Raw genomic sequence first — 1,907 nt, 5'->3', positions numbered from 1 at the left:
CCAGGCGGCGGCGAGCGAGGCGCGCAGGTTGCCCGACACCTTGGAGACGCCGCCGGCGCGCCGGCGCTGCCCGACCGGGACCTCCTCGCTGGGCAGTCCGGCGGCGGCGACACGCATCAGCATCTCGAGGTTCCAGCCATAGGTCTCGTCGCGCATCCCCAGCCGGTCGAGCGCGTCGCGCCGGATCGCGCGGAACGGCGAGAGGTCGGTGAAGCGCACGCCGTAGACCAGCCGCAACAGCGCACCGCCGAGCCAGCCCGCCAGCAGTTGCGGCGCCGAGAGGCTGCCCCGCTCGCGCTCGCCGCGCAGGCGCGAGCCGAGCACGAAGGCGGCGCGCCCGGCGCGGATCGGCGCGAGCACCTCGGGGATGCGCTCGGGCGGATCGCTGCCGTCGCCGTCGAGGAACAGCACGACGCCGGTCCGCTCCGGCAGCGCGCCGATGCCGGCCTGGAGTGCACGGCCGTAGCCGCGGCGCGGCTCGGTGACCACGCGCGCGCCTGCTTCCGCGGCGCGCTCGGCGGTGCGGTCGCGCGAGCCGCCGTCGACCACGATCACCGCGTCGACGTGGCCGCGCACCGCGGCGACCACCGCGCCGATCGTCTCCTCCTCGTCGAGGCAGGGAATGACGGCGACGACTACAGGCTCCATCTAAGCCCGCAGCTCGCGCAGGTGTCGGGCGGGTGGTCGGAGCGCAGCGCGCGGCGGAAGTCCTGATACGCTGCGCCGTTCCAGATCTCGCGCAGGGTCGCCTGGGTCGCATCACCGAGCGTGTAGTGCTCGTAGCCGCGCTGCGTGAACGGCGCGAAGCAGCAGGGCAGCACGCGGCCGTTGGCGGTGATGTACATCAGCGTCCAGGGTCTGCGGCAGAGCGTCCAGGGGTTGGGATCGTCGGCGCGCTTGAGGCTCATTCCCGGCTCGCTCGCGGCACCCGAGGCGCTGAACGTCATGCCGAGCGTTGCGGCGAGCCGCGCCGCCTCGTCCAGATACCCGGCCTCCTCGCGCGTCATCCGCTCGAACAGCGCCTGGTCCGGACGGGCGAGCCCGATCGCGTCGCGTTCGAAGAACACCAGCCGCTGCAGGTACACTTCCTTCACCCCGGCCGCGTGCGAGACGCGCACGAAATCGGGCAGCTGCGCCACCGTCTCCTTCAGCCCCGTGAGCCACATCGAGATGCGCGGCCGATCGAGGCCATCGCGCGCCTGCATCTCGATGAAGGCGCGTACGTTGCGCAGGATGCGGTCGAAGTAGTCGCGTCCGCGCACCGCGATGAAGGTCTTGGGATCGGCGGCATCGAGCGAGACCCGGAGCTCGTCGAGCCCGCTCTCACAGAGCTCGCGCCCGCGCCGCGTCGTCAGCAGCGTGCCGTTGGTGTTGAACAGCACATAGGCGCCGCGCTCCTTCAGGTAGCGGATCATGCGCGGCAGCTCCTTCACCAGCATCGGCTCGCCCACGCCGTGCAGCACCACGCGCGCAATGTCGGGGATCTGGTCGATGATGCGGGTGAACAGCGCCCAGCTCATGTCCGCCGGCGGCTCGAGCTCCTCGTAGGTGCGCGGACAGGTGGTGCAGAGCAGGTTGCAGCGGTTGGTAGTCTCCAGATAGAGGCAGACCGGCGGCCGCGTCGCGACCGGCGCGTGCGTCTCCGCCACCGCCTCGTGATAGCGCCGCGGGTCGATGCGCGGTGCGGTCGCGTGTTCGCTCATCGGGATCTCCCCTCCGCGGGCCGCGGCGCAGGCGCCGTGCGGGGCAGCAGATGCACCGCGAGCCCGGGCAGCAGCGCCAGGTTGAACAGGCTCTCGCGCGCCACGAAGCCGAGCTCGGGTACGTCGGGCGCGACGTCGTACAGCACCACGCCGGCCCCTCAGCCAGGACGGCGGGCTGCGCCGGAACGTCGCGTCCAGCCCGAG

General features: G+C 72.4%; 3 protein-coding genes. All 3 read right to left on the bottom strand.

What is annotated here, in order from left to right; genetic code table 11:
* The coding region (locus ACTIFU_RS23600; RefSeq protein WP_439580772.1) for a glycosyltransferase family 2 protein at positions 1-648 on the bottom strand (648 nt) is incomplete at its 3' end.
* The gene (locus tag ACTIFU_RS23595) at positions 636-1,703 is read right to left on the bottom strand and encodes a radical SAM/SPASM domain-containing protein (protein ID WP_439580771.1); all 1,068 of its coding nucleotides are present in this window, start codon (positions 1,701-1,703) and stop codon (positions 636-638) included. The genes ACTIFU_RS23595 and ACTIFU_RS23600, both read right to left, overlap by 13 nt.
* A complete protein-coding gene (locus ACTIFU_RS23590) occupies positions 1,700-1,852 on the bottom strand; it encodes a hypothetical protein (protein WP_439580770.1) in 153 nt (50 codons plus the stop codon). Before ACTIFU_RS23590 ends, ACTIFU_RS23595 begins: the two co-directional genes overlap by 4 nt.
* Positions 1,853-1,907: the final 55 nt, after the last annotated feature.

The organism is Elioraea sp., assembly GCF_051860475.1.
Lineage (GTDB): Bacteria > Pseudomonadota > Alphaproteobacteria > Acetobacterales > Acetobacteraceae > Elioraea.
Note: the sequence above shows the minus strand (reverse complement) of the source record. Positions and strands in the feature narration are given on the sequence as shown.

What these genes read in the sequence shown, in the direction of transcription:
- ACTIFU_RS23595 (WP_439580771.1), bottom strand. Translation starts at nt 1,703, where the DNA reads ATGAGCGAACACGCGACCGCACCGCGCATCGACCCGCGGCGCTATCAC.